Origin of the sequence: Prochlorococcus marinus XMU1406, from assembly GCF_017696055.1 — a bacterium.
In the GTDB taxonomy this organism is placed as follows: domain Bacteria; phylum Cyanobacteriota; class Cyanobacteriia; order PCC-6307; family Cyanobiaceae; genus Prochlorococcus_A; species Prochlorococcus_A marinus_W.
Genome location: NZ_JAAORG010000003.1, coordinates 193,736 through 218,460, shown reverse-complemented (window position 1 = coordinate 218,460; position 24,725 = coordinate 193,736). Strand labels below are relative to the sequence as shown.

The following is a 24,725-nucleotide window of genomic DNA, read 5'->3' as shown; positions in this document are numbered from 1 at the left end:
CTTTATTTGTTTTGGAAAAGAAATTATCCAGTGAAAATAATCAACTTTCCTCTGAGCACATACTAGGTTTGTTACCTCACAGATATCCTTTTGCTCTTGTGGACAAAGTCATAGAGCATATTCCTGGGGAGAGAGCTGTTGCAGTAAAAAATGTAACTATAAATGAACCTCAATTTCAGGGACACTTTCCTGAGAGGCCTTTGATGCCTGGGGTTCTCATTGTTGAATCAATGGCTCAAGTTGGTGGCATAATTGTAACGCAAATGCCCGATCTTCCTAAAGGACTTTTCGTCTTTGCTGGAATCAATAATGTAAAGTTTAGAAAACCAGTTGTGCCAGGAGATCAATTGATAATTTCTTGTGAGTTATTGTCCATTAAAAGACAAAGATTCGGTAAGGTTAAAGGTGAGGCACGTGTTGATGGGAAGTTAGTTTGTGCTGGAGAGTTAATGTTTTCATTAGTTGATTAGGGATATGGATAATAAAAATACTGAATTAAACTCAAGCTTTAGTGGTGTAAAAGTTCACCCAAATGCTTTTGTTGATCCAAGTGCAGAATTACATGATGGCGTAATTATTTCTCAAGGGGCTTTTGTAGGTCCTGATGTGACAATTGGGAAGGGAACCGAAATAGGACCGAATGCTGTTATTTCAGGTAGAACTCAAATTGGTGTAAACAACAAGGTTTTCCCAAGTGTTTTTATAGGTCTTGATCCCCAGGATCTAAAATATAAAGGGGCTCCTACTGAAGTTATTATTGGCGACGATAATACTTTCAGAGAATGTGTAACTATTAATAAAGCAACTGATGAAGGCGAAAAAACTATTATTGGTAATAATAATTTGTTGATGGCTTACACTCACATTGGCCATAATTGTGAACTTGGGAATAGGATAGTTTTATCAAATAGTGTCCAAGTTGCGGGCCATGTAAAGATTGAAGATAAAGCTATTATTGGTGGTTGTTTAGGTATCCATCAATTTGTACATATTGGATATTTAGCAATGATTGGAGGAATGACTAGAGTAGATAGAGATGTACCTCCTTTTTGTTTGGCCGAAGGGCATCCAGGAAGATTGAGAGGTTTGAATAGGATTGGGATTAAGAGAAGTGGTTTAATGGAAAATAAAAATTTTGACTTAAAATTACTTCAAAGTACTTGGAATCTACTTTTTAAATCTAATGATTCGATTTCAAATTCATTAGAAAAAGTAATGACAGGAGAATTAGATATTTCATCTTCAAAATTATGTAATTTTTTAAAAGAGTCAATATCTAAAGAAAGGCGGGGACCAATGCCTATAGTGAATTTATGAATAAAAAGATATTTATAAGCACTGGAGAAGTCTCTGGTGATTTGCACGGAAGTTTGTTATCAAAAGCATTATTAGAGGAAGCTGAAAAAGAATCCATAGATTTAGAAATTTGCGGATTAGGTGGGGAAATGATGAAGAAAGAAGGTGTAAAAATTCTTCAAGATACCACATCAATAAGTGCAATAGGGATTTGGGAGGCTTTACCTCTTATTCTTCCAACAATAAGAATTCAAAAAAGGTTCTTTAAATTACTAAAAAAATATCCTCCAGATTGCTTAATTTTGATTGACTATATGGGACCCAATATAAAAATTGGAACTAAATTAAAAAGATCGAAGACTAAAATTCCTATTTTTTACTATATTGCTCCTCAAGAGTGGGCTTGGAGGGTTGGCAATAATACTACGACAAATCTAATAAAATTCTCTGATAAAATTTTTGCGATTTTCAAGAGAGAAGCAGCTTTTTACAAAAAGAGAGGCGGAAATGTTTTTTGGGTTGGACATCCAATGATTGATTCGACAAAAAAACTTCCTCTAAAGAAAGATGCTAGAACTATTTTGAACCTACGCTCTGATCAAAACATCTTACTTTTGATGCCCGCATCAAGACCTCAAGAATTACGATACATATTACCTACTTTTATGAGAGCGGCAAAAAAATTACAACAAAAATATCCAAGTTTAGTTGTCTATATACCTTCCTGTCGCGATGCTTTTGATGAAATATTTAAAAAAGGCTTAAGCAAATATCAAGTTAAAGGACTTGTGATTTCTCAAAAAGATAGTGCAAAATTAAAGCCTTATATTTATTCACTCACTAAAATTGCTTTTTGTAAATCTGGGACAGTTAATATGGAATTAGCTTTATATGGAGTCCCCCAGATTGTTGGTTACAGAGTAAGTAGGATAACAGCTTTTATTGCTAAAAAAATTCTCAATTTCAAAGTAAGATTTATTTCCCCTGTAAATTTGTTAGTTAATAAATTAATAATCCCTGAGTTTATACAGAGAGAGTTTAATGAAAAGAAAATCTTCTACAAATCTTGTAGGATTCTTGAGGGAAAGTCAGAAAAAATAAAAATAAAAAAAGGTTATGCTTTTTTAAAAAAAGAATTAGGTGAAGAGGGCGTAGTCCAGAGAGCTGCAAAAGAGATTATTAATTCTATTATTTGAACTTTAAAAAAAATGAAATATTTTTTACCTCTAATAATTGCTATTTCAATATTTATTAACCCTCTAAACACTTTTGCAGAGGAGTTGATTCTTGCAGGAGGTTGTTTTTGGTGTTTAGAGCATGATTTAGAGTCATTAAAGGGGGTGAATTTTGTGCAAAGTGGGTACTCAGGTGGAGATTTGCAAAATCCTACATACGAAAATCATGAAGGACATCAGGAAGTGGTTTTGGTTGACTATGATTCCCAATTGGTAACTTTACCCGAGATACTTAAGCTCTATTTCAGAAATATTGATCCTCTGGACGGCAAGGGTCAATTTTGTGATCGTGGAGATTCATATAGGCCAGTGATCTTTTTCAAAGATACAACTGAGGAAAGTGATTCCATAAATGCAATTGTTTCCGCCTCAAATGAATTGCATGTGCCATTAGAAAAAATATCTGTAGAACTAAAATCAAAAGGTCAATTTTGGTTGGCTGAAGAATATCATCAGGATTTTGCTGAGAGAAATGAATTAAAATATAAGTTCTATAGATTCTCATGTGGGAGAGATCAGAGGTTGGATAAATTATGGGGTGATAACGCTAGATCAACAAATCATTGGAATGAATGATTTAAATATAGTTATTTATTTTTAATCCATTGAACAAGAGTTTTAACTCCAAAACCGGTTGCACCTGATGGGTTAATTCCCTTATTCTTGTCAGTCCAACAAGTCCCAGCAATATCAATATGAGCCCATTTAATCTCTTTATCAAAGAATTCCTCTAAAAACAAAGCAGCAGTTATTGACCCACCTGCTCTAGGACCTGTATTTTTCATGTCAGCTATATGAGACTTTAACCCTTCTTTATAAGATTTTTGTAAAGGCATTTGCCATAATTCCTCTCCAGCTTGGGCTGATGCAGCTTTTAGGTCATTTGCTAGATCATCATCATTGCTCCAGAATCCAGCTACATCATTCCCTAATGCAACGACAATAGCTCCTGTTAAAGTTGCGAGATCAATTATTGAATCTGGTTTTAAATTTGATGCGTAAGTTAAAGCATCAGCTAATGTGAGTCTACCTTCTGCATCAGTGTTATTTATTTCAATTGTCTTATTATTAGATGCCTTAACTACATCTCCAGGATGTACTGCAGATCCATTTATCATGTTTTCGCAAGATGCCACAATAAAATGAATTTCTAATCCCTTTGGTTTTATTGCTCCAAGTGCTTTTGCTGCTCCTAAAACCGCAGCACTGCCGCCCATATCATATTTCATCATTTCAATTTGAGAGGCTCCTACTTTCAAATTGTATCCTCCAGAATCAAAGGTTAAACCCTTCCCAACAAGCGCAATCTTTTCTTTTATAGGTCCCTCTGACTTTAAAGTAAGATGTATAAATTTAGGATCTAGATCAGAACCTTTTGCTACAGCTAAATATGCACCCATTCCTAAATCTTCACAATCTTTTGCCTCTAAAATTTTTACTTCCAAACCATGATCTTTAGCTATTTGCGAAGCTTGTATAGACATTTCCTGAGGCGTAAGACTATTGGGAGGGGCGGCTACAAGTCTTCTAGCTAGTTCTACACCTTCACATATTTGTGCGGTCTCTCCAAAGCTAATATTCTCAAATTCCTTTAAATTCAAAAACTCTATTTCTTTAAGAATTTTCTTTTCATCTTTTTTCTTATTGAATCTATTGTCCTTATAGGCAGATAATCTGGCTGACTCTGCTAATTGATTTATTTCTAGTTGTGAATTTATTAATTCCCAAGGTAGCAAGATGCTGATTTTTTCAATTTTATCAACAGTTTTCCTAACTAGATTTCCTATAGAATTTTCTATATCACTTTTATTTAGGTCTTTTGATTTGCCAAGACCAACTAAGATTAAAGTTTCTAATTTTTGATCTAAAAATTCAAAGCTTAAAGTTTTTCCTTTTTCTCCTTTAAATTGTTTTTGAGTAACTTTTTTTAGTAATAATTTTGGGTCAATAACAAATTTTATGTTTTCAAGTTGGCTTGCAATTTCTTCCTCTAAAACTCCAAAAATTAATGAAGCACCATGCCAGTTATCTAGATTTTTTTGGAATGTGGAAAATTGCATTTTTAAAATGGATTTAATTAACTTTTAGTTGTTTGTGAAAGTAGTTGCCCACCTATCTCGAGTTTCTTTATTGAAAGGTGGTAACCATAAATATATCAGTTGCTGTTCTAATTTACGTCTTAATTTTACTTCTTTAGGTACATCTAAGAAGAAACGAATATCTTGGTGACTTGAGAGTTTGTTATGAGCTAGGGCTTCTTTATAGTTCATGAGGTAATTTTTACAGTCATGTTCTCCCTTCCATCTTTTATTTGCTAAATTTGTTTCTCCTATATAAAGTATTATTTTAGAACTCTCCATCGAGTCAATTACAAAATACATTGCTGGACCATTATGTATATATTGGTTGGTTCTCCAAAAGTTTAAAGATAATGGCTGCAGGGAAAATGGATCAATTTTTATTTCATTGGAAATTTTATTTATAGGAAGACTTGTTTGGTGCAAAGATTTATTGTGATTATCTTTTGAAATTTTGAATTGGTGATTATATATTCTATTTCTCCATTCAGTTAGGATTGCACCTTTGATTTTTAGATTATTTGAGTGTTGAAAATTAATTGATGTATTTACATTCGAACCAAATAATTCAAATTGTCTATTTTGGTTTGAAATATTATTTACGTTAAATTTTTCCAATATTTATGAAACATCTCTACTAAATTTAATTCTGAAAAAATATAAATCAAAGAATTATTTATAAACTAAAATTTATTAATGTTCTAATCAATTTAAAAGATTCTTGTTATCTTGTAATTGAGCCTTAATCTTGCGAAGTAAAAAAATAGAAATGGGATTTTTTGAGTCAGATAAAATTAAAGAATTAAAATGAGATTGAGATTAAATAAAATAATATTTTTATTATTATTATTTAATTTTTCTGAAGAAGTATTTAGTGGTATAGAAGATCAATATAAACAACAACAAAAATTTAAATGTACTTCTGAAAATGCGCAATTCAAAGGTGGGTCTAAAGAATTCCCCAGCAGATTTTGTGTCACTGCTGGTGTATTTATTGAATATTGGAACCCACGTTTGCAATATAATTGGAGTGTCTATAGTACAGGAAATGTTAATAAAGAAATAAAATATATACCTTTATCTGGTAGTCCGAGCATAGAAATACACAAAATTGAAGGGGATCAATTTGTTAAATATTCATGCAAGAGTGATACAAATCCTGATAATTATAATTGCAACTCCTTAGTTAGAAAAGAAATTCTTGGAATTAGAAGATAAAAAAACTAAAATCTAATTCAGAAATTAATTTAGATAAATCTTTGTGTTTAAAAAATTTAGGTAGTATTTTCTACCTTTCAATTATTGGTAAAATATATTAGTTTAGGACAACATGAGTGCAACTTCACTTCAAATCCTTTGGTATCAGGAACTGAAAAACAAGAAAAGTTGTACCGCACCAACTTTATTATTCAATGATGCAAAATCATCAAGTCAGTTATAATAATAGTTCTCAGAGATTAGACGGAGGATTATAATCATGGGATTCTTCGAGTCAGACATCGTTCAAGAAGAAGCTAAAAAGCTTTTTACAGATTACCAAGAACTTATGAAACTTGGTTCTGATTATGGAAAATTTGATAGAGAAGGGAAAAAAATGTTTATAAAAAAAATGGAATCTCTTATGGATCGTTATAAGGTTTTTATGAAGAGATTTGAATTGTCTGAAGATTTTCAAGCAAAAATGACAGTAGAACAATTAAAGACACAGTTAAGTCAATTTGGGATTACTCCTGATCAAATGTTCGATCAAATGAATAAAACTTTAATAAGAATGAAGGATGAACTTGATAAAACTTCTTAAATTTAAATGTTAAAGCTTCATGTCAGATAATTTAATATTGCCATCATGGCTCTCAAGAGGAATAGAAGAATATTTTCCAATTAAGGGAACAGATCAAACCTTTTCGGAGATAATAGATCATGCGAAAAAAAATAATAGAAAATTAAGGGTTAAACTCGGGATCGATCCAACTGGAACAGATATTCATCTTGGTCACAGCATATTGTTTAAAAAACTTAGGGCATTCCAAGATAATGGACATATCGCAGTTTTAATCATTGGAGATTTTACTGCTCAAATTGGGGACCCAACCGGAAAAAACAAAACAAGAGTTCAGTTATCGGAAAAACAAGTTAAGGATAATGCAAAAACATACTTAACCCAACTAGGGATGGGAAAGCCAGCTAACGAATCTATTTTAGATTTTGATTCAAAAGATAGAATAGAAATTAGATATAACAGTGAATGGTTAAAAGGATTAAATCTCAATTCGATAATTGAATTAATGGGGAGTGCAACAGTTAGTCAAATGCTAGCTAAGGAGGAATTTAATAAAAGGTACACTTCGCAAGTTCCAATTGCTTTGCATGAATTCTTATATCCACTATTACAAGGTTACGATTCAGTAGTTGTTCAATCAGATATTGAGCTTGGAGGTACAGATCAGAAATTTAATATTGCAATAGGAAGAGATCTTCAAAGGCATTTTAAACAAGACCCTCAATTTGGTGTTTTGCTACCAATTTTGACCGGTTTAGATGGAATTAAGAAGATGAGTAAATCTGAATTTAACACAGTCGGCTTGACTGAAGATCCTCTTTCAATGTATTCAAAATTAGAAAAAGTACCCGATAATATAATACCTACCTATTTTGAATTACTTACTGAATTAGATTTAAGTTTTCTTGAAAACGCAAATCCTCGTAAATTACAGAGAAGAATGGCTTTAGAAGTTACTACTTTATTCCATGGGGCTGAAGAAGCATTGAATGCGCAATCAAACTGCGAAAAATTATTCCTTGGACATAAAGAAAAAGTTGGAGAAATACCAGAGATTTCTTTAAAAGAAGTAGTTTTCCCAGTAAAGTTTTTTTATCTGTTAAGTGCTCTAAAACTTTTCAAATCTAGCAGCGAATCCAAAAGATCTATTAAAGGTGGGGGTGTAAAAATTGATAGTCAGAAAGTAATAAATCCTGATTTAGTCTTTAATTCAAAAAATGATTTGGAAGGAAAAATTTTGCAAATTGGAAAAAAAATAATTAAGAGGTTTGAAAACTGAATATTGATGAATAACAGATTTAATTCAGAAGATAAAATAATATTGGCAATTGATGGATTAGATTTAATTCAAGCAAAATTACTTCTGGAAAAATGTCCTAATATTAAGTGGGTAAAAGTTGGTTTAGAGCTTTTTGTTAGAGAAGGTCCAAGAGTTATTGAAATATTAAAAGGTTTAAATAAAAAAATTTTTTTAGACTTAAAATTTCATGATATTCCAAATACCATGCGTGCAGCATGTTTCCAAGTTTCAAAATTAGGGATTGATATAATTTCTATTCATGCTTCAGCAGGTCTAAAAGCTCTTAAGGATTCGAAAAAAGCATCTTTAGAAGGGGCTAACTCAGTTAGTGTAAAACCTCCATCTGTTGTAGGAATTACTGTTTTAACAAGCTTTTCTCTTAAAGATTTTCAAACTGATCTTGATAGAAATAATTCAATTGAAGAAAATGTATTGAGACTTGCAAAGTTGTCTTTTGATGCCGGATTAGATGGATGTGTTTGTTCCCCTTGGGAGGTAAAAATGTTGAGATCTATTTATAAGGATAATTTTGAACTTATTACACCAGGTATCAGATTAAATATTGACAATAAAGATGATCAAAATAGAATTATGACTGCCCATGAAGCTATAGATAATGGCGCTTCTAAGTTAGTCATTGGCAGATCAATATCAAAAGCTATAGATCCTAATAAAGCTCTTATAGAAATTTTTAAATCTATTGATTCTGATTAATTTTCGATTCTTCTCCCTTAATTAGTCTTGTTATGTTTGTTCTATGTTTCCAGATTACCAATAATGCCACAATTAAACTTATAAAAAAGTATGAGTGAATTAATTTACCTAGGTAAAAAAACATAAAAAAAGGAAGTAAGATTGCAGCTGAAATACTGGACAAAGAAACATATTTAGTGTTTGTTAGGACTATTAAAAAAATGCCAAGAGATGCGAGTCCAACTTTCCAAGAAAGAGCTAAAAACATACCTAATCCAGTCGCAACAGCTTTCCCTCCTTTACCTCTAAGCCATATTGGCCAAATATGTCCTGAAATAGCGGATATCCCTGCTATTACCTCTATTAATCCTTGATTTGTGTAATATTGAGCAATTTTTACTGCAATAAGGCCTTTCCCAACGTCAATGATAAATACAAAAAGTGCTGGCCATTTCCCAACATTTCTTAAGACATTTGTGGCACCTGTAGATCCAGAACCTTTAGTTCTTAGATCTATATTTTTGAGATATTTTCCAATTAAAAAACCTGTTGGAAGTGATCCTAAAAGATAACTTGTAAAAATTATTAAGATATTCATAAAGGTTAGTTTAGTTCAAGATCATCGTAAATTTCATTATCTGAACCAGCAAATGCAACCCATAATGGGAATTGAAGTATTGGAATTTCAACAGAGGTTTCTGCGGCATCAATGATAATAAATGGCAATTCTTCATTGGCTTCTAATCTATCAGCTCTTTCGATGACACCTTCAGGCCTTTCAAAAAGAACAATCCCACTATTAGGTCCAAAGTCATCCCTTGTGAGACCAAGTGAATCTTGAAGAATCCTTCTCCATTCACCTAGTCGTTCAGGCTGTGAAGCTAAAATAAGAGTCTGAAACTGATCTCCATATAATTCGCCAAGAATAGATATTAACCCCGCTGATAACAAGGCATTTTTTTGTCGAGATCCTCTACTTTCTAGAGAACCTCTTCCGCCCATGTTGAAGAACCAATCATCCATAATTTCTATATCTGATGAATCAAGACTCCTTCTTAATTTCCAAGATTCTGCATAAAAGTCAGGTTGTTCTATGAAACTTGAAAAGCAACTTTTTATAATCTCTTGATCTGGCTTAAATGTTTCAGAAAGAGCAGGAACATTAACTACATTATTTGTGATATTGTTTTGTTTTTTCTCATCAAGGGGAGAAGGCTTTACGATTATTGGTTGAGAAACTAATTCAAGTTTTTCTACGTTTTGTGAAAGATTCTGCAAAGCTCCAGTTAAGTACTCTTGAAAGCCTTTAACTCTTTTAGCAATATTATCTGACTGTCCTTTAAAATTTGACTCAATATCTTTTTCTATTTCATTTTTTTTTGTTTCTAACTCTTTTATTTCTTTTACTAAAGAGTCTTTTTTTATAACTAGATCTCTAAAAATTTCATTAGAGATTTCATCAAAAGATTTATTTGATTTGTCTTTTTTTGGTGTAATTTTTTTATTTTGCATTGTATTTCTATTACTAATTTGTTTGGTTTTATCATCTGAAATTGACTTATCTATAATTAATTCCTTTTCAGGATTATTGTCGGAAATTTCTGTATTGGTCATTTAAATAATTTTGATAATTAGGCAAAGTCTGAATTTTAAGAATTTTTAATTTCCAGGGAGTCAACTTTTTTTATGAGCTCATCTTTTAGTTGCTTTGGATTAAATAAAATTGGTAATAAATGAGGACTGGACTTTTCTCTAAAATAAAAAATACCTGGGATTATAGGGAAAAAGAATTTCCATGATATCCAGTTCTTGAATGGAAAAGTTCTTATCTCTTTCCCTAATTGTAAAACGATAAAATCATCATTTGTTATTTTTATTCTTAAGGTGAATGACTGCAGTAATAAAAAAAAGCTAAAAGAAGCAAAAACTATTGTTGGCAAAGAACCAATATTCAAAAACAAAAGCATAAAACTTAAAACTATTAGAATGATTGGCAACTGAAATGAAGGAGATATTATTACTGGGTCCTCTTTTTTTGATTTAGTATTAAACATAGAATCATCCAAATAAAATTTGCGTTAGTAATACATCCATTAAAGATACAGTAACGAGAGTCATTACAACTGCACCTGTTGTACTTGTTCCAACTTCTTTTGGACCTCCTTGAGTTGTGAGTCCATATCCACAAGCAATGATTGAAATAAGTAATCCGAACACTACAGATTTTATTAACATTGAAGTTAAGTCTGTACTGGTTAAACTCACATTACCTGATCTTACAGATGTCCAAAAAACTATTGGAGGAACTTTATAAAAAACTGTGCTCCAAATTTGTCCACTCCATAAAGCTACTGATAAAAACAAAAGACACTGTATTGGAGACATTATTACCATCGATAGTAACCTTGGGACTACCAAATATTGGACTGGTTCAGTCCTTAACATGGTTATTGCCTCAATTTGTTCTGTGACTTTCATAGTGCCAAGTTGAGCAGCATAGGCAGTGGCAACCTTTCCAGTCATTAAAGTAGCAGTTAGAAGAGGAGCCATTTCTCTTGCCATGCCTACTGCTAATAAACCTCCAATTTCACTTGAAACCCCCATACTTGTAAGTTGTGATGCAACTTGAATATTAAAAACTGTACCTGCGGCAATTCCTGTAATTAATACAATTAATAAACTGCCAGGACCTGACTCCATAAGTTGATCAAAAAGATCATTTTTGGAAATTTTACCCTTAAAGATAAAATTAATTGCTTGCCCGCCAATGATTAAGCTGCTTAGAAGTCTTTTGAAAAAATTTGGGTAATACATATATTTATATTAGTTTGTAATTAATTGTCGATCCCATTTTCTCATGATTAAAATACCAATTATTACCAAAATTGAGGGTATAAACCCAATACATAATCTAATAGTTAATTGTGCTGAGTAGCATTGTTCAATAATATTTAAACCATTTTTATCAACAAAGCATGATTGATAACCAGATAAATACAATAAAAATCCTAATAATTGAACACTAAAAGCGATACCAATCTTCTGAATAAGTACCATCCAAGCAGTATATAATCCTGCTGGTTTCTCTGGGTCTTCGTCTATTGCATCAGGAAGTAGTGACCAAGGGATAAGAAAAGCGGTTGAAGCTCCAATGCCAATAAGACAGATTATGAAAATTAAAAGAATAAAAAGAAATATGTTGCCGGCATTAAGGAATAAACTATCTCCAACTCCTGAAATTTTTGATAATGAAGGTAAAAATAAAGCGGCCGTACATGAAATAATCCACAAAATCGCTCCATAGTTTAAAGCTGAAATCCTGTTCAATTTATTTGATACTCTGGTCCATATTTGTAAACCCACTAAAGCGCTAATTTGGAAAGGTATTGGGATCCACTTCGCAATGTATGCTGGTACATTCAGTACATCCTCTACATAAATTAACGCTACTGTTTGCATCAATTGTAAGGCGCACCAGAGAAGAATATAAAGAGTAATAACTTTTAGAAATTTTTTATTTCTGAAGATCCTTTTGAATTGAAGTGTTATGGCTTCAACTTTTCCTGAAGGCCTTCTTGCTTTTTTTGCGAATGGAGCCAATCCCCAACAAGAAATTAATGTCGCAGCAACTGCAATACATCCGCTTATTTTACCCATTAAAAAATATTCATTATTTGCTGATCCTTCAGAACCCAATACAACTCCAGCAATTATCAAACCAGTTAGTCCTGCAATAATTGAGCCGGTAAATCTAGATGCGTTTAGTCTTGTTCTTATTGCTGTTTTTTCAGAAATTTCAGTAGATAGAGCCGCGAAAGGAAGATTAATACTTGTATAAGCAGTCATTACGATTATAGAAATTATGGCATAGTAAATAGTCTTGGTAAGCACGGAACCAGTGGGTGTCCACCATATCGCAGCTAAAGAGAAACCAAGAGGAACAGATGCTGCTACCATCCAAGGGATTCTAGGCCCCCATCTTGATTTAGTACGATCACTTAACCATCCAATTAACGGATCATTTACTGCATCCCATATCTTTATTAACATCAATAATGAACCTGCAATTATTACTGGTAAACCAGCAGAAATAAAGAATTTGAACAGAAAAAAACCAAATTGCGTAGCGACTAAACCTGTACCTGCATCTCCTAGCCCATAAGAGAACATTAATCTTGTTGTTGATTTAGTAATATTTTTTTTCGAGTGTGAATTTTCCAATCTTTTTACTTTGTTGATTGTTTGATAATGTATTATTGCAAAGGTAATTCTATTACTTAATGCGGGCGTGGTTTAGTGGTAAAACCTCAGCCTTCCAAGCTGAAGATGCGGGTTCGATTCCCGCCGCCCGCTTTTAGAGTAAATTATTTTTTGCACCAAATACTTCTTCTGAAATTATTAATAAAGAGCTTCTGCTCTTTATTGAAACAGATTTTTCATTAATAGTTAAGGGTTCAAAAATCTCAGACATGCTAGTATCAATAACTTTTAACCAATTATATTTACATTTCGGCAAAGGGAAATCGATTCTTTTTGAATATGCATTTAAACCTATCCAGACCAGCGGGTTAGTGATGCCTTTGTTAATGCTAAAGGCAACTGTGTGAGACCAACTACTCCAATCGGGGCTATCTAACTTTGTTCCATGCCAATGATATGTTGGCATATTTTCATTGGTTTGATTATTAGGGAAGAATGATGGATTAAAAATGTTTATAAGTTTTTTTCGGATTTTTATAACGTATTTAAAATATTCTAATAATTCCAAATCTTGTTGACCATGTTCCCAATTCATCCAACCCAATAAATTATTTTGGCACCAAGAATTATTGTTACCGCCTTGTGATCTTCCTATCTCATCACCCATAAGTATCATTGGAACACCTTTAGAGATAAGTAAACTAAGAATAAGATTTTTTTGTTGTCTTTTTCTTAAATCATTAATTAATAAGTTTGTAGTTGGTCCCTCTGTACCATGATTCCAAGAATTGTTATGGTTATCACCATCTCTGTTTTGTTCTCTATTGGCAAAATTATGTTTTCTATTGAAAGTTACTAAATCTTTTAGAGTGAATCCATCATGTGAAGTAATAAAGTTTATTGATTTTGGGAAAATATTATCTTCTTTATAAATAGATGGAGTACCTTTTATTTTATCGCTCATATTCCAAGCTGTATCTTTATCCCCCTTCCAAAATCTCCTCAAGTCATCTCTAAAATGACCATTCCAAGTGAAAGTATTCTTAGATGGGAAATCACCTAATTTATATAAACCACCACAATCCCATGGCTCACTTATGAACTTGATATCGATAAGTTCTGGTTCACATTCTATATCTTCAAAAATTGGAGGATTATCAAGCGGTGAAAGATTTTCTCCTCTTGATAGGGCAATTCCTAAATCAAATCTAAAACCATCAACTCCTAATTCACTCGCCCAACATTTTAATGATTCAATTATTAGTTTTCTAACTAATCCTCTGTTTGCTGCAATAGTATTACCACATCCGGAGACGTCCTGATAATTTTTATCTTTTCCAATAAAGTAATAAAGATTTTCATCTATACCTTTCCAGGATATTGCTGGTCCTTTTGAATCACCTTCGGAAGTGTGATTGTATACAACATCTAAGATGACTTCAATTTCTGATTTATGACATTCCTCTACAAATCTTCTAAATTCCTCTCTATTCTTTTCAGCTGATTCATTCGAAAGATATTCAAAATGTGGAGTAAACCAATTAATTGGACTATAACCCCAAAAATTTTTTAGACCATTTGGGGCATCATTAGGATCAAAACAAAAAATTGGAAGTAATTCAATTGTTGTTATACCCAGTTCTTTGAGATACGGAATTTTTTTTAAAAATTTCTTAAAACAACTTTCATCTTTATCAGTTGTTTCAGTGAAAGCTTTGATATGGAGTTCATAAATAATTGTTTCTTCCCAAGAATGTTTCGGTCTTGGATAATCCTTAAAATTAAATAATTTTCTATCGCAAACAACACTTTTAAGACAAGAATTAGTGTTTTCTTGCGTATTTAATGCATTTTCTCTTTTATAACTTTCCCATCCGGTAATACCCCTTGAACATGGATCAAGTAATACTTTTTTTTCATAGTTATTATTAATTTCATTATTTTTTTGTTTCACTCTAAAAGCATAAATACAACCTTCATATAGATTTTTTATTTCCGCATGCCAGTAAGGACCCTTATTATGAGTCTGATCTAATTTGAATATGCTTTTTGGGGAAATAGAGTCCTCTTTCTCAAACAGTAAGATTTCTACATATTCTGCATTTGTGGCTATTAAGGAAAAATTAACCCCTTGTGAAGTTAGAGAACTCCCTAAAGGAAATGGGTTACCTTTATTGAGATGAATCACTTTCTCTCTATCATTGATTAGTTAAATATTGAGGTAATTTATTTAAATTATTGATATTTGAATAATAGATGCAAAATTAAAAAAAAAACTCAAATTTAAGGCTTCACTAATCAACTTTATTAGATCTTGGAGAGTATTAATTTTCTAATTAATTACAATTTCTTCATCCATCTGCTCAGTGCATAAAACGATTTATAGAGAAAGTTTAATAATGAGAAAACCAGATTTTTCTTGATTTCAAAATACAAATTGTGTTTTTTCATGTGATGAGAAGGAAATATATCTGAAAATTAATAAAACATAATAAATAGCTCAAATTCTTAAATTCACCCCCCTTTGATATTTTCCCTCTTTGCTAAATGTAGTTAGATTTTTAATGCTAAATTCAGTGCTACCAATGCTTTTTGCTGTTCTATAAATGAAGAGGCTATTTTTTATAAATGAAAAAGCACGGCTATAAAAAATAAATAATTTTGCTAAAAATGTCCCTAAAATTTGTATAAAGCTTTGCGCCGCCGGCATTTTCGGTTGCCGTATTTGTATTTGCTCCATATGATATGAAAGTTCAAGGTTTAAAACTGATTTAAATCTTTTTTTTTAACCCTTAGCTTTAATTTAAATTTCAATGAACAAAGCTGATTTAGTAAATCTTGTTGCAGCTCGTACAGAGCTCACAAAAACGGATGTTTCTTTAGTTGTTGATGCAGCTATTGAAACTATTGTTGATTCAGTAGTGGAAGGCAAAAAAGTCTCTTTACTAGGATTTGGTTCTTTTGAACCAAGAGATCGTTCTGCAAGACAGGGATTAAACCCTAAGACAGGCGAAAAAATAGCAATACCCGCTAAAAGAGTTCCAACATTCTCTGCAGGTAAACTTTTTAAGGATAGAGTTCAAGGGTAATCTTTTAAATCTATTTCTCTCTTTAATAAAAAGGTGCTCTTTGTAGGGCATCTTTTTTTTATCGCAATAAAATGCAATTAGCTCAATGTCCAACACTCTTAACAAGGCATCCAAAATTTTAAAATTTTAAGAAGTAATGAAATGTTTAACTATTTTATTCTTGAAATTTTTGTTGTTATCTAATTTTGTTATGGCTGAAACAATACCAACAAAGTCTAAGATTTTAAAACAATCTAGTGATTGTTTTAAAGATTCTCGAACCCAATTATGTAAAGAATTAATTTCTGAAATAGAAAAATTTCAATTAGTAGTATTTGACCAAAATAGATTTAAATGTCAATCAAGTTTATTGGGGCTGCAAACGGAAATTATTGAAGCTTATTTTTTTAATAATTTCTCAAATGAGAGAATTTCATTAATGATCCCATATGTGATTAAAAATTGTTAATTATTAAAATTATTTATTTTTTTGGAATATTATAAATTTGTTATTTAATTTGTAATGGTAAAAGGTTTTTCTGATAATGAAGTTAAGAATAATACTCAAAATACTCAAATAAAAGAAAAAAAAGGCTTAGCTGGTTTTCTTAAAGGCAAGAAATTTACTTACACTTTGCCAGGTAAAAAACAAATTAATATTTTTGGATCAATAGTAATAGGCTTAAATATGATTTTAGTATTGCTGGTCATCCTGTATTTAAAGAATCAAGCATTCCATGACTTTGTATTTAATGTTGGTCGTTAGCTATATTTTTAGATCGAAAAATTTTATTAGATGATATATTTAAATTTTAGAATATCTTATGAAGGTAGTTAATTTAGTTTCTCAAGTATTTTTTTTGTTTATAACTGTTCTATTTTTGATATATTTTCTAACAGGTTATGACTCCGCTTTTGAGGCAGACCAAAATTGTCATTCATATCTTTCAAGTTACGATAACCCATCTGGAAATTATGGTTGTGATCATGATACTGAGACACATCAGTGGATACTTTACGAGTCCAATGAAAGTAAAGAACCAGCAAAAATTATTAAGAAATTTAGGTACAAGTTTTTATAAATCAATTTTCTTATAAAAAAACTTTGCAGATATAATAGAAATAATCGCTGTAACTGTGAAAGTAAGATATTGATATATGCTTCCTTCTAAGTAGATTTTATTTTTATATAGAGGAAAATCGACTAGAGATCCTATAGTGCCCCAAATAATTACCCATACAGATATGTATAAGAAAACTTTTATTGGATTAGATTTTTTTGCTTCCATTTTTAATTAATACCAAAAATTGAAGAAGTAACAGGTCTGCCGCTAAAAACTAACTCGGTTAATATGAGCATTAAGAATCCGATCATTGCTGCTCTACCATTTACAAGTTCAGCACTTCTATTAAATCCAAAAACATTCTTTACTTCATCTCCCTGATTGTCTACCCATTTTGAGTATTCATTATCAGTTGATGATGTATTAGTAAAATCATCATTTTGATTTTCTATTGGAGAGCCGTTTTCTTGCATAGACTTTTAATGATTATACTAGTAATTTTAAAACTATTTTATTATTTAATTAAAGTTGAAATTATAAAAAAAATTAAGACAAAAATTATTATCCATAAAAATTGTAATCTCAAAATTAATTGACAAATTAATTTAATTTTCTCTCCAGTGCAATTATCTCCATTCTCATTGATCATTGGCTTTTCAATAATCTCATTTTTATATTTACTTTTTCCACCCAATTTAATACCAGAAATATAAGCAAATATAGCTTCTGAAATCCCAGCATTAGGCGAATCATATTTTTTACCATCAAGATAGCTTTTTTTTATGATTGATCCATACTCATTAATTTTGGGACTAACTAAAGGTAATGTGATTAAAACTAATCTTGAAGGAACAAAAGTAAAAATATCTTCGACTTTTGCACTGAAAAAACCTAAATATCTAAAATAATCATATTTGTAACCTATCATTGAATCTAAAGTACTTATGGCTTTATAAGAAAAACCAAGTGATAAAGGACCTGGCAGAAAATTTGAAAATTTCATAAAAAAAATTCCAATAAAAATCCAAAATAATGGCCCAAATATTCCATCAACAGAATTTTCGGTAAGACTCTCTGTACTTGATCTCAAAAGATGTTCTAAAGAAGATGAACTTACATCCCTACTTACTATCCTTTGTACCTTCTCTTTGATTATTCTCTTATTTTGGTCATTAATTTCTTCGCGTTCTATTAGCTCTGCAATCTCTTTCACACTTGAAATAAGTCCCTTAGTTGCAATACAACTTGAAAGTCCAAAAAAAATTAGCAATCCACCAAAAAAATTATTTCTTGATTGCACATAACTGAGTTCTATCAATTTACCTAAACCAAAACTCATCCCAATGGTTGATATAGCTACGATTAAACCTCCCCAAAATAATATATTTTTATTTTCCCCAAAATTATTTATGAGGTAATCAGATATTTTTTTTATGTAAAAGCCAATTACTTGGACTGGGTGGATTAAGAATCTTGGATCGCCGATCAATAAATCAAAACCAATCGATCCGAGGAATATTAAAAATAAATTTATTTCAGCCAACTGAACATCGAGCGCAGACCTTTACCTACTTTCTCAATTTCATGTTTTGAGTTCTCTTCTCTTAATTTTGTCATTAAGGGCTTGTTTTTATCGCATTCTTCCACAAAATTCTTAGCGAAAGTTCCATCTTGAATATCTTTTAGAATTTTCTGCATTTCTCTCTTTGTATCACTATTGATAAGTCTTTTACCACTTACATAATCTCCATATTCTGCAGTATTTGAAATTGAATCTCTCATTTGAGATAAACCTCCCTTCACCATTAAATCAACAATAAGTTTGACTTCATGTAAGCATTCGAAGTAAGCAAGTTCGGGCTGATAGCCTGCCTCTACAAGAGTTTCGAAGCCTGATTTGACGAGTTCTGATAATCCTCCGCACAAAACCGCTTGTTCTCCAAACAAATCAGTTTCTGTTTCTTCTTTGAAGTTTGTTTCAAGAATCCCAGCTCTTGTTCCGCCAATCCCTTTAGCGTAAGCCATCGCCAATGATCTTGCATTTCCGGAAGAATCCTGATCTACAGCAAACAATGCTGGAACTCCTTGACCATTCTGATATTCCCAACGAACAGTGTGTCCAGGTCCTTTTGGGGCAATCATTACAACATCCACAAAACTAGGAGGTTTGATAAGTCCGAATCTTATATTGAAGCCATGAGCAAAACTTAATATCTTTCCTTCTTTTAAGTTTGGTTCTATTTCTTTAAGGTAAACATCTTTCTGAAACTCATCTGGGAGGAGAATCATAATCCAGTCTGCTTTTTCGCAAGCTTCAGAAACGCTAAATACTTGTAGACCATCGTTAATAGCTTTGCTTTCAGACTTACTTCCTTTATATAATCCAACAATTACATCCATTCCGCTATCTTTAAGGTTTAGGGCATGTGCATGTCCTTGTGAACCATATCCAATAATCGCTATTGTTTTATTATTTAAAAGACTTAGATCTGCATCTGTGTCGTAAAAGAGTTGGGTCATTAGTTGTAGCTTCTTTGCATTTGATAATTAATATTTTAGACATTAAAGGTGTAAATAAACCAAAAAATTATTAATTTAAAAATTAAAATTAAAATATTTATTTAGAAAATTTAAGACTGATTTGCTTCGCTTGGATGTGAAATTACTCTATCAATTAAGCCATAGTTTTTTGCTTCTTCCGCACTTAGGAAATAATCTCTATCAGTATCCTTTTCAATTTTCTCAAATGATTGGCCTGTCATATCTGCCATAGACATATTTAACATATCTTTAATTCTTAAAATTTCCTTAGCTTCTATTTCAATATCACTTGCTTGACGTTGAGATGTCCCTCCTAAGGGTTGATGAATCATTATTCTGCTGTGAGGCAAAGCAACTCTTTTCCCTTTTGTGCCAGCGGCCAATAGGAACGCTCCCATGGAGGCTGCGAGGCCTACGCATATGGTTACTACATCACTTTTTACATATTTAATAGTGTCATATATAGCCAAGCCAGCAGTTACTGATCCTCCTGGGCTATTTATATACAGATAGATAGGTTTGGAATTATCATCAGAATCTAAATAAAGCATTTGTGCAACAAGGCTATTAGCAATACCATCATTTACTTCTTGTCCAAGAAAAAGAATTCTTTCAACACCTAGTCTTGTATAAATATCAACCCATCTTTCGTATTGACTTCCTGGAAGTCTGTAAGGCACGCTTGGAGTTCCTATTGGCATGATTTTAAAATAGTTTTGTGAGTGTTAAATTTTATTTGGTAGATCTTTTTGACTTGTGAGTATTCTATCGATAACTCCATAATCTAGTGCTTCTTGGGGGTTGAGATAACTCATCCTGTCAGAGTCTTTTGAGAGTTCTTCAATAGTCTTTCCAGTATTACGAGATAAAATCTCCAGCATTGATTTTTTATTTTTCAAAACTTCCTCAGCTCTAATTTGGATATCCGTTGCTTGGCCTCTCGCTCCGCTTATAGGTTGATGCAAAACAATAGAGGCATGTGGAAGAGCGGCTCTTTGCCCCTTAGTGCCAGATGAAAGGATAACTGCAGCTGTCCCCATTGCTTGTCCGATACATATTGTGTGTACTGGAGGCTTAATGTAGCTTATTGTATCGCAGATAGCGAAAGCTTCTGTTTCAAAACCAACTGCGTCACCAGTGTACCAACTTGTTCCAGTTGAATTTATATAGAAATAGATTGGTTTTTCAGGATCCTCAAACTCTAGATAAAGAAGTTGAGCAATGATTAGCTCAGTAACATCCATTCCTAGTTGTCTTTTCGCATCATCATCTGAAAATAATGGTAAACCAAGATAAACAATTCGCTCTTTCAGTAAAAGAGAGGGAAGATCAGGGGGCGGGGTCCTCATCACGGTGTTTTCTCCGTAATAAGGAGCAGATACAGTCATTTGTATCACAAAATTAAGATTGAACTGATTCTAGCTAGATTTAGCCCTGTGTCGCTGGTGATTTAAAAGATTTGTTTGACTCAGGATCATTTATTAGTTTTCCAAAGACCATTCTTCCAGTGGGAGTTTGTAATGCTCCTGTGATAACAATATCTAATCTGCTTCCTACAAAATTCTTTGCCTCATCAATAACAACCATTGTGCCGTCATCTAAATATCCAATACCCTGCATTTTTTCTTTGCCTTCTCTAACGATTTTTATATTAAGTGATTCTCCTGGTTGTACTTCTGGCCTTAAGGCAATAACCAAATCACTCAAATTCATAACTTTTAATTCTTTAACTTCAGCAATCTGAGAAAGATTATAATCTGCCGTAATTAAAGTTCCTGTCATATCCTCAGTAATTTTCAAGAGTTTTTCATCTACCCCATTACCTTCATACTTTGTTGGGTTTATTACAAGTCTTCTCCCATATAGATCTCTTAATTCTTTTAATAACTTGAGACCTCTTCTTCCTTTCGACCTTTTTTCATTACTGCTTGAGTCAGCTAAAGTTTGTAATTCATCAATTACACTTTGAGCAACAATTAATTGCCCTTCCAATAAGCCGCAACTTAGTAGGCCATTGATTCTTCCATCAATAATTACGCTAGTATCTAGAATTTTTGGACTTGCAGCAGGGAGGATTCCTTCATTGACTAGATATGCATCAGTATTATTGGGATTGAATAATCTCAATAATGTCCTTCCATGGGTATCTGCCAACTTATAACCAAGAACACCAAAGAAAATGTTGCTTAATATCGCTGCTAAAGGTTTTGCGAAAAAAACCTCTCTAGGAAAGGGGATTAATAGTATTGGAGCAAGTAAAAGATTCGCAACAAGTAATCCTAAAATTAGACCGACGGACCTACTTATTAGTAAGTCCGTTGGCATTGTTCTTATTTGATCAAGAAAAGTTTTTCTAAGTTGAAGAAATACAAAACCAGCTGCTAATCCTACAAAAAAACCAATTATTGCTAAAACAATTCTAAAACCCTCTACATTAGATACCTGTTTGAGTACGTCTACTGGCAATAAATCAACACCAAGCCATCCTGAAGCAGCCCCAGACAAAACAAATAAAATTAATACTAAGATATCTGTCATATCTATAATCTACTAGGATTTATTAATTGAGTAAATAAGGATTTTATTTTTTTCAATCCTTAAAACTTTTTTGGAGTATAAAAATTAATTTAGATTATGAATAAGTTTCCAAGAAGTGCTTATGTACACATTCCTTTTTGCCACAGAAGGTGTTTTTATTGTGATTTTGCAGTTATTCCATTAGGAAACAAGGTTGAAACTTTAAAAGGTTACGGAAGCAAAACTGTTCAAGAGTATTTGCAATTTTTATATAAAGAAATATTATCAATTAAGCATAAATCACCTCTATCGACAATTTATGTAGGAGGTGGTACACCATCAATTTTAGATCCAACCCAAATCAAAGAATTAATTGATCTTTTTAAAGAAAATTATGGAATTGATTATGGTGCTGAAATCACTATGGAGGTTGATCCAGCTAGTTTTACTCAAGATGATCTTTTTGGATTCATAAATGCTGGGATAAATAGATTTAGTCTCGGAGTACAAAGTTTTAATAATCAGATACTTCAAAAGTCGGGAAGGCGTCACTTGAAAGAAGATGCAGAAAAATCTTGTTTATGGTTGAAGAGAGAATATGATTCTGGGTTAATAAAAAGCTGGAGTTTAGATTTAATTCAAAACTTGCCACTTTGTGGATTTAAAGAATGGCAAGATGACTTAAAAAAAGCAATAACATTTTCACCACCGCATCTATCTATTTACGATTTAAATATTGAAAATGGCACTGTTTTTAAAAAATTAGTTAATTTAGGAAAATTAAAACTCCCAAGTGATGAAGAAGCTTTTAAAAATAGTGAATCAACCCATTTAATCATGAAAAACGCAGGGTATTCAAGATATGAAATCTCAAACTATTGCCTTCCGCGACATCAATCGAGACATAATAGAGTTTATTGGAGTGGTTTAGGCTGGTGGAGTTTTGGTCAAGGTTCCACTAGTTCGCCATGGGGGGAAAAGTTAACTAGACCAAGAGTTAGTAGAGAATATAAAGAATGGGTAACTAGACAATACGAATTTAATTTAGATTCATCCTTGACTAATAAGGAGTTTGTCTATAAAGAACTTGATGAGAAAATAATGTTGGGATTAAGACTCAAAGAGGGTGTAGATATCAAAGAAGTTTTTAAAGAACAAAACTGGGAAAACAAAAAATTTGAAAGCAACTTTAGTAAATTGCTTGAAGAATGGCAAAGATTTCTTGAAAGTGGACTATTAGTAAGAAAGGGGAATAGATTCTTTTTAAGTGAGCCTAATGGAATGGAACTAAGCAATCAAGTTCTTGTTGCATTGTTTAAGTGGTGGGATGACATTAATTTAGATTAACAATGCCCATTTTGTCATGGCTAAAACTATTGCCATCACTTGTTTTATGGGAATTACAGATAATAAAATAAATTCCCTCAAAAACTTCTTTAACAAAAGGTGAAGCAAATTTCGGCAAAAAATTAATTCTAAGTTGATAAAAATTGGAGAGATTAAGCACTCGTTTTAATGGTTATGTTTTTGCATACTACATGGCATCCATTTATTTCCCATTTGATGAGCTCCTTCGCAACCAAATTTATAGGCTTCTTTTTCTGCCTGTTCTCTGGTATCAAATAACATTGGCATTTTCATTTCTTTTTCTGCTGGTTTATTTGAACATCCCAATGTAAGAATTATCATCGAAAGAAAAGGAATAAGAGAAATAGAGTTTTTCAAAATCAAATTATTAATCAAAGGAATATAGTCTTAAATATCTTTTGAAATTTGTAAAAAATAAATTTTGAAACAAAATCCATCGATTGACAGTAGATCTAAATTACAGGTTATAACGACTCTCTTTTTAAATGTCTATTAATACATTCCTTTTGCTTTTATTAGTTATTGCAAACTATACAAACTTATTTTTAAATATTAAAAATAGAAAAAAATGAAATGATTAAAAGATAATATATATCCTACTAAACCTATGGAAATACAATGTTCCTAAGGAATTAGACTTTATGACAAAATGGGGTTTATTAGTTAAGCCTTTCAGAGTCTACCCATTCTTTTAATTTATCCTTAAATAATTTCTTTCCTTGGATAATCGGTTGGCAAAATGGTGGTTGATCATCATTGAGGCCTAATAAATCTGCAGTAACTCTTACTTGGCCATCGCAATAATTACCTGCACCGATACCTATTATGGGAATTGTTAAAGAATTTTGTATTTCTTTAGCAAGCAAATCAGGAATATGTTCAAGAACTATTGAAAAACACCCTAATTCTTCAAGAATTGAAGCCTCTTTCTTAATTTTTTCTTGGCTTGCTAAGCTTTCTCCTTGTTTTTTTAATCCAATATTTAGATAGCTTTGTGGTGTAAGACCTATATGACCCATAACAGGGATTCCCATTCTTATTAATCTAGAAATAACTTTCTGTATTTCTGGTTCAGCTCCTTCTATTTTTACAGCTTTTGCATAAGTGCTTTGTATGATTTTCCCTGCATACTCAACAGCTTTATCCTCACCACATTGGTAAGTCAGAAAAGGCATATCTGAAACGACTAAAGGTTGTTCCTCAATTTTCTTCTTAAATCCTCTTGAAACAGCATTCGTGTGGTAAATTATGTTTTCTAAAGTTAATGGCAATGTCGATTTATATCCTAAGCAGACCATTGCTAATGAATCTCCTACTAGTACGAGATCAACATTTGCTTGTTCTGCGATAGATCCTGATATGGAGTCCCATGCAGTTAGTGCAATGATTTTGCGAGATTTTTTTTTATAATTAACTAGGTCTGAAGGTAACATAATAAATTTATGTATCTTTTTTAATCAAGAATTGCTAATATGTTTTTGACTCGGCCTTTCGCGGTTTTAACGCCTAAACCTGGTCAGGACCGGAAGGTAGCAGCCACAAGGGATGCTTGAGGCAGGCGAGATAACCGAGTCACTCTATTTTA

At 31.9% G+C, this 24,725-nt stretch carries 31 protein-coding genes, 1 tRNA gene and 1 other RNA gene; 15 read left to right on the top strand and 18 right to left on the bottom strand.

Translation table 11 applies throughout. From position 1 onward, the window contains the following. Nucleotides 1-11: 11 nt before the first annotated feature. From fabZ to msrA, 4 genes are read left to right on the top strand one after another with little or no spacing between them, the layout of a single operon-like run. Nucleotides 12-470, top strand: coding sequence for a 3-hydroxyacyl-ACP dehydratase FabZ (fabZ, locus tag HA149_RS07505; RefSeq protein ID WP_209114506.1), 459 nt, complete (start codon nucleotides 12-14; stop codon nucleotides 468-470). 4 nt (nucleotides 471-474) lie between these two features. Then, on the top strand, nucleotides 475-1,317 hold the full coding sequence (gene lpxA, locus HA149_RS07500; protein WP_209114503.1) for an acyl-ACP--UDP-N-acetylglucosamine O-acyltransferase: 843 nt from the start codon (nucleotides 475-477) through the stop codon (nucleotides 1,315-1,317). After that, the gene (gene lpxB / locus HA149_RS07495) at nucleotides 1,314-2,492 is read left to right on the top strand and encodes a lipid-A-disaccharide synthase (RefSeq protein ID WP_209114500.1); all 1,179 of its coding nucleotides are present in this window, start codon (nucleotides 1,314-1,316) and stop codon (nucleotides 2,490-2,492) included. Before lpxA ends, lpxB begins: the two co-directional genes overlap by 4 nt. 12 nt (nucleotides 2,493-2,504) lie before the next feature. Further along, the gene (gene msrA / locus HA149_RS07490) at nucleotides 2,505-3,107 is read left to right on the top strand and encodes a peptide-methionine (S)-S-oxide reductase MsrA (protein ID WP_209114497.1); all 603 of its coding nucleotides are present in this window, start codon (nucleotides 2,505-2,507) and stop codon (nucleotides 3,105-3,107) included. Between the two features lie 11 nt (nucleotides 3,108-3,118). Here the strand turns inward: msrA and HA149_RS07485 are convergent, their stop codons facing one another. Together HA149_RS07485 and HA149_RS07480 are read right to left on the bottom strand one after the other, a co-directional pair. Further along, the gene (locus HA149_RS07485) at nucleotides 3,119-4,591 is read right to left on the bottom strand and encodes a leucyl aminopeptidase (RefSeq protein WP_209114494.1); all 1,473 of its coding nucleotides are present in this window, start codon (nucleotides 4,589-4,591) and stop codon (nucleotides 3,119-3,121) included. 24 nt (nucleotides 4,592-4,615) lie between these two features. Then, nucleotides 4,616-5,227 (bottom strand): hypothetical protein, encoded by a 612-nt coding sequence (locus HA149_RS07480; protein WP_209114492.1) that lies wholly within the window; start codon nucleotides 5,225-5,227, stop codon nucleotides 4,616-4,618. A gap of 189 nt (nucleotides 5,228-5,416) precedes the next feature. Between HA149_RS07480 and HA149_RS07475 the strand changes: the two genes are divergently transcribed. The 4 genes from HA149_RS07475 (at nucleotide 5,417) to pyrF (ending at nucleotide 8,403) form a co-directional block, all read left to right on the top strand. Then, nucleotides 5,417-5,827, top strand: coding sequence for a hypothetical protein (locus HA149_RS07475; protein WP_209114489.1), 411 nt, complete (start codon nucleotides 5,417-5,419; stop codon nucleotides 5,825-5,827). 259 nt (nucleotides 5,828-6,086) lie between these two features. After that, a complete protein-coding gene (locus HA149_RS07470) occupies nucleotides 6,087-6,410 on the top strand; it encodes a DUF1825 family protein (protein WP_002807348.1) in 324 nt (107 codons plus the stop codon). Between the two features lie 19 nt (nucleotides 6,411-6,429). After that, entirely contained in the window at nucleotides 6,430-7,668 is a 1,239-nt protein-coding gene (tyrS, locus tag HA149_RS07465) for a tyrosine--tRNA ligase (RefSeq protein WP_209114487.1), read from the top strand. Between the two features lie 6 nt (nucleotides 7,669-7,674). Next, on the top strand, nucleotides 7,675-8,403 hold the full coding sequence (pyrF, locus tag HA149_RS07460) for an orotidine-5'-phosphate decarboxylase (protein ID WP_209114485.1): 729 nt from the start codon (nucleotides 7,675-7,677) through the stop codon (nucleotides 8,401-8,403). Here the strand turns inward: pyrF and plsY are convergent. The 5 genes from plsY to HA149_RS07435 are packed head-to-tail and all read right to left on the bottom strand — an operon-like array spanning nucleotide 8,387 to nucleotide 12,552. Then, the gene (plsY, locus tag HA149_RS07455; protein ID WP_209114483.1) at nucleotides 8,387-8,980 is read right to left on the bottom strand and encodes a glycerol-3-phosphate 1-O-acyltransferase PlsY; all 594 of its coding nucleotides are present in this window, start codon (nucleotides 8,978-8,980) and stop codon (nucleotides 8,387-8,389) included. The genes pyrF and plsY overlap by 17 nt on opposite strands. Nucleotides 8,981-8,985: 5 nt before the next feature. Next, on the bottom strand, nucleotides 8,986-9,996 hold the full coding sequence (locus HA149_RS07450; protein WP_209114481.1) for a DUF3086 domain-containing protein: 1,011 nt from the start codon (nucleotides 9,994-9,996) through the stop codon (nucleotides 8,986-8,988). Nucleotides 9,997-10,031: 35 nt separating this feature from the next. Further along, entirely contained in the window at nucleotides 10,032-10,436 is a 405-nt protein-coding gene (locus tag HA149_RS07445; protein WP_209114479.1) for a DUF3119 family protein, read from the bottom strand. A 4-nt stretch (nucleotides 10,437-10,440) separates the two neighbouring features. Next, the gene (locus HA149_RS07440; RefSeq protein WP_209114477.1) at nucleotides 10,441-11,196 is read right to left on the bottom strand and encodes an MlaE family ABC transporter permease; all 756 of its coding nucleotides are present in this window, start codon (nucleotides 11,194-11,196) and stop codon (nucleotides 10,441-10,443) included. Nucleotides 11,197-11,205: 9 nt separating this feature from the next. Continuing rightward, a complete protein-coding gene (locus HA149_RS07435) occupies nucleotides 11,206-12,552 on the bottom strand; it encodes an MFS transporter (RefSeq protein WP_209115347.1) in 1,347 nt (448 codons plus the stop codon). 112 nt (nucleotides 12,553-12,664) lie between these two features. Here HA149_RS07435 and HA149_RS07430 point away from each other — a divergent pair. Beyond that, nucleotides 12,665-12,735: transfer RNA gene (locus tag HA149_RS07430), tRNA-Gly, on the top strand. Nucleotide 12,736: 1 nt separating this feature from the next. Here the strand turns inward: HA149_RS07430 and HA149_RS07425 are convergent. Further along, the gene (locus HA149_RS07425; RefSeq protein WP_209114475.1) at nucleotides 12,737-14,770 is read right to left on the bottom strand and encodes a glycogen debranching protein; all 2,034 of its coding nucleotides are present in this window, start codon (nucleotides 14,768-14,770) and stop codon (nucleotides 12,737-12,739) included. 312 nt (nucleotides 14,771-15,082) lie between these two features. Continuing rightward, nucleotides 15,083-15,322 (bottom strand): hypothetical protein, encoded by a 240-nt coding sequence (locus tag HA149_RS07420; RefSeq protein WP_209114473.1) that lies wholly within the window; start codon nucleotides 15,320-15,322, stop codon nucleotides 15,083-15,085. Nucleotides 15,323-15,395: 73 nt separating this feature from the next. On the opposite strand from HA149_RS07420, the gene HA149_RS07415 reads away from it, so the two are divergent. The 4 genes from HA149_RS07415 to HA149_RS07400 all read left to right on the top strand — a co-directional run bounded on the left by HA149_RS07415 (nucleotide 15,396) and on the right by HA149_RS07400 (nucleotide 16,732). Continuing rightward, nucleotides 15,396-15,671, top strand: a complete 276-nt coding sequence (locus tag HA149_RS07415) for an HU family DNA-binding protein (protein WP_002806330.1) — start codon at nucleotides 15,396-15,398, stop codon at nucleotides 15,669-15,671. Between the two features lie 190 nt (nucleotides 15,672-15,861). Further along, entirely contained in the window at nucleotides 15,862-16,119 is a 258-nt protein-coding gene (locus HA149_RS07410) for a hypothetical protein (protein WP_245154716.1), read from the top strand. 54 nt (nucleotides 16,120-16,173) lie between these two features. Beyond that, nucleotides 16,174-16,416: a hypothetical protein gene (locus HA149_RS07405; RefSeq protein ID WP_209114469.1), complete on the top strand. Its 243-nt coding sequence runs from the start codon at nucleotides 16,174-16,176 to the stop codon at nucleotides 16,414-16,416. Nucleotides 16,417-16,474: 58 nt separating this feature from the next. Beyond that, nucleotides 16,475-16,732, top strand: a complete 258-nt coding sequence (locus HA149_RS07400; protein WP_209114467.1) for a hypothetical protein — start codon at nucleotides 16,475-16,477, stop codon at nucleotides 16,730-16,732. On the opposite strand, the gene HA149_RS07395 is transcribed toward HA149_RS07400, so the two are convergent. The 7 genes from HA149_RS07395 to HA149_RS07365 form a co-directional block, all read right to left on the bottom strand. Beyond that, on the bottom strand, nucleotides 16,727-16,939 hold the full coding sequence (locus HA149_RS07395; protein WP_079292620.1) for a hypothetical protein: 213 nt from the start codon (nucleotides 16,937-16,939) through the stop codon (nucleotides 16,727-16,729). The genes HA149_RS07400 and HA149_RS07395 overlap by 6 nt on opposite strands. A 2-nt stretch (nucleotides 16,940-16,941) precedes the next feature. Further along, entirely contained in the window at nucleotides 16,942-17,187 is a 246-nt protein-coding gene (locus HA149_RS07390) for a chlorophyll a/b-binding protein (RefSeq protein ID WP_209114465.1), read from the bottom strand. A 41-nt stretch (nucleotides 17,188-17,228) separates the two neighbouring features. After that, nucleotides 17,229-18,257, bottom strand: a complete 1,029-nt coding sequence (gene cbiB / locus HA149_RS07385) for an adenosylcobinamide-phosphate synthase CbiB (RefSeq protein ID WP_209114463.1) — start codon at nucleotides 18,255-18,257, stop codon at nucleotides 17,229-17,231. Continuing rightward, nucleotides 18,245-19,234 (bottom strand): ketol-acid reductoisomerase, encoded by a 990-nt coding sequence (ilvC, locus tag HA149_RS07380; RefSeq protein ID WP_209114460.1) that lies wholly within the window; start codon nucleotides 19,232-19,234, stop codon nucleotides 18,245-18,247. The genes cbiB and ilvC overlap by 13 nt, the downstream gene beginning before the upstream one ends. 110 nt (nucleotides 19,235-19,344) lie before the next feature. Next, a complete protein-coding gene (locus tag HA149_RS07375) occupies nucleotides 19,345-19,956 on the bottom strand; it encodes an ATP-dependent Clp protease proteolytic subunit (protein WP_209114457.1) in 612 nt (203 codons plus the stop codon). A gap of 24 nt (nucleotides 19,957-19,980) precedes the next feature. Continuing rightward, nucleotides 19,981-20,643, bottom strand: coding sequence for an ATP-dependent Clp protease proteolytic subunit (locus HA149_RS07370; protein ID WP_011376956.1), 663 nt, complete (start codon nucleotides 20,641-20,643; stop codon nucleotides 19,981-19,983). Nucleotides 20,644-20,683: 40 nt separating this feature from the next. Next, nucleotides 20,684-21,793, bottom strand: coding sequence for a PIN/TRAM domain-containing protein (locus HA149_RS07365; protein WP_209114455.1), 1,110 nt, complete (start codon nucleotides 21,791-21,793; stop codon nucleotides 20,684-20,686). Between the two features lie 96 nt (nucleotides 21,794-21,889). Here HA149_RS07365 and hemW point away from each other — a divergent pair, with 96 nt between their 5' ends. Further along, nucleotides 21,890-23,119: a radical SAM family heme chaperone HemW gene (gene hemW, locus HA149_RS07360; RefSeq protein WP_209114453.1), complete on the top strand. Its 1,230-nt coding sequence runs from the start codon at nucleotides 21,890-21,892 to the stop codon at nucleotides 23,117-23,119. 165 nt (nucleotides 23,120-23,284) lie between these two features. Here hemW and HA149_RS07355 read toward each other — a convergent pair whose 3' ends face one another. Both HA149_RS07355 and panB read right to left on the bottom strand, forming a co-directional pair. After that, a complete protein-coding gene (locus HA149_RS07355; RefSeq protein WP_245154715.1) occupies nucleotides 23,285-23,497 on the bottom strand; it encodes a DUF3721 domain-containing protein in 213 nt (70 codons plus the stop codon). Between the two features lie 302 nt (nucleotides 23,498-23,799). After that, nucleotides 23,800-24,573, bottom strand: coding sequence for a 3-methyl-2-oxobutanoate hydroxymethyltransferase (gene panB / locus HA149_RS07350; protein WP_209114451.1), 774 nt, complete (start codon nucleotides 24,571-24,573; stop codon nucleotides 23,800-23,802). A gap of 47 nt (nucleotides 24,574-24,620) precedes the next feature. Here panB and ffs point away from each other — a divergent pair. Next, nucleotides 24,621-24,717: signal recognition particle sRNA small type (gene ffs, locus HA149_RS07345), an RNA gene on the top strand. Nucleotides 24,718-24,725 lie beyond the last annotated feature (8 nt).

What these genes read in the sequence shown, in the direction of transcription:
- lpxA (WP_209114503.1), top strand. Translation starts at nt 475, where the DNA reads ATGGATAATAAAAATACTGAATTAAACTCAAGCTTTAGTGGTGTAAAA.
- lpxB (WP_209114500.1), top strand. Translation starts at nt 1,314, where the DNA reads ATGAATAAAAAGATATTTATAAGCACTGGAGAAGTCTCTGGTGATTTG.
- msrA (WP_209114497.1), top strand. Translation starts at nt 2,505, where the DNA reads ATGAAATATTTTTTACCTCTAATAATTGCTATTTCAATATTTATTAAC.
- HA149_RS07485 (WP_209114494.1), bottom strand. Translation starts at nt 4,591, where the DNA reads ATGCAATTTTCCACATTCCAAAAAAATCTAGATAACTGGCATGGTGCT.
- HA149_RS07475 (WP_209114489.1), top strand. Translation starts at nt 5,417, where the DNA reads ATGAGATTGAGATTAAATAAAATAATATTTTTATTATTATTATTTAAT.
- HA149_RS07470 (WP_002807348.1), top strand. Translation starts at nt 6,087, where the DNA reads ATGGGATTCTTCGAGTCAGACATCGTTCAAGAAGAAGCTAAAAAGCTT.
- tyrS (WP_209114487.1), top strand. Translation starts at nt 6,430, where the DNA reads ATGTCAGATAATTTAATATTGCCATCATGGCTCTCAAGAGGAATAGAA.
- pyrF (WP_209114485.1), top strand. Translation starts at nt 7,675, where the DNA reads ATGAATAACAGATTTAATTCAGAAGATAAAATAATATTGGCAATTGAT.
- plsY (WP_209114483.1), bottom strand. Translation starts at nt 8,980, where the DNA reads ATGAATATCTTAATAATTTTTACAAGTTATCTTTTAGGATCACTTCCA.
- HA149_RS07450 (WP_209114481.1), bottom strand. Translation starts at nt 9,996, where the DNA reads ATGACCAATACAGAAATTTCCGACAATAATCCTGAAAAGGAATTAATT.
- HA149_RS07445 (WP_209114479.1), bottom strand. Translation starts at nt 10,436, where the DNA reads ATGTTTAATACTAAATCAAAAAAAGAGGACCCAGTAATAATATCTCCT.
- HA149_RS07440 (WP_209114477.1), bottom strand. Translation starts at nt 11,196, where the DNA reads ATGTATTACCCAAATTTTTTCAAAAGACTTCTAAGCAGCTTAATCATT.
- HA149_RS07435 (WP_209115347.1), bottom strand. Translation starts at nt 12,552, where the DNA reads ATGTTCTCTTATGGGCTAGGAGATGCAGGTACAGGTTTAGTCGCTACG.
- HA149_RS07420 (WP_209114473.1), bottom strand. Translation starts at nt 15,322, where the DNA reads ATGGAGCAAATACAAATACGGCAACCGAAAATGCCGGCGGCGCAAAGC.
- HA149_RS07415 (WP_002806330.1), top strand. Translation starts at nt 15,396, where the DNA reads ATGAACAAAGCTGATTTAGTAAATCTTGTTGCAGCTCGTACAGAGCTC.
- HA149_RS07410 (WP_245154716.1), top strand. Translation starts at nt 15,862, where the DNA reads ATGGCTGAAACAATACCAACAAAGTCTAAGATTTTAAAACAATCTAGT.
- HA149_RS07405 (WP_209114469.1), top strand. Translation starts at nt 16,174, where the DNA reads ATGGTAAAAGGTTTTTCTGATAATGAAGTTAAGAATAATACTCAAAAT.
- HA149_RS07400 (WP_209114467.1), top strand. Translation starts at nt 16,475, where the DNA reads ATGAAGGTAGTTAATTTAGTTTCTCAAGTATTTTTTTTGTTTATAACT.
- HA149_RS07395 (WP_079292620.1), bottom strand. Translation starts at nt 16,939, where the DNA reads ATGGAAGCAAAAAAATCTAATCCAATAAAAGTTTTCTTATACATATCT.
- HA149_RS07390 (WP_209114465.1), bottom strand. Translation starts at nt 17,187, where the DNA reads ATGCAAGAAAACGGCTCTCCAATAGAAAATCAAAATGATGATTTTACT.
- ilvC (WP_209114460.1), bottom strand. Translation starts at nt 19,234, where the DNA reads ATGACCCAACTCTTTTACGACACAGATGCAGATCTAAGTCTTTTAAAT.
- HA149_RS07375 (WP_209114457.1), bottom strand. Translation starts at nt 19,956, where the DNA reads ATGCCAATAGGAACTCCAAGCGTGCCTTACAGACTTCCAGGAAGTCAA.
- HA149_RS07370 (WP_011376956.1), bottom strand. Translation starts at nt 20,643, where the DNA reads ATGACTGTATCTGCTCCTTATTACGGAGAAAACACCGTGATGAGGACC.
- HA149_RS07365 (WP_209114455.1), bottom strand. Translation starts at nt 21,793, where the DNA reads ATGACAGATATCTTAGTATTAATTTTATTTGTTTTGTCTGGGGCTGCT.
- hemW (WP_209114453.1), top strand. Translation starts at nt 21,890, where the DNA reads ATGAATAAGTTTCCAAGAAGTGCTTATGTACACATTCCTTTTTGCCAC.
- panB (WP_209114451.1), bottom strand. Translation starts at nt 24,573, where the DNA reads ATGTTACCTTCAGACCTAGTTAATTATAAAAAAAAATCTCGCAAAATC.